The sequence below is a fragment of the Pseudoalteromonas sp. SIMBA_162 genome (assembly GCF_046535955.1).
Lineage (GTDB): Bacteria > Pseudomonadota > Gammaproteobacteria > Enterobacterales > Alteromonadaceae > Pseudoalteromonas > Pseudoalteromonas marina.
This window is the reverse complement of the sequence record NZ_JAWJBQ010001156.1, coordinates 1-238: the sequence shown is the minus strand read 5'-3', so window position 1 is coordinate 238 and position 238 is coordinate 1. Positions and strand designations below refer to the sequence as shown.

The following is a 238-nucleotide window of genomic DNA, read 5'->3' as shown; positions in this document are numbered from 1 at the left end:
CACAGATCCAGGGCAAACCACTGTTCTGCAGTATCCACATCCAACCCCGCCCCCAGCAGCGCAACCATCTTGCCCAGCGCCGCCTCACGGGTCATGCCACCGCCACTGACCAGCCCGGCCCCACGCAAGCGGTTACCCGCCGCATAGGTATCGAACACCACCGAACCCTCAGGACACTGGCTGATCGCTGCCAACATCACGCCACGCTGGCGCGCCGCCCGCAGCACATTCAGCAGCG

General features: G+C 65.5%; 1 pseudogene. It reads right to left on the bottom strand.

Going from position 1 to position 238, the window contains the following annotated elements:
* A pseudogene (gene ansA / locus R0J88_RS23300) lies at positions 1 to 238 on the bottom strand (asparaginase); the annotation flags it as partial.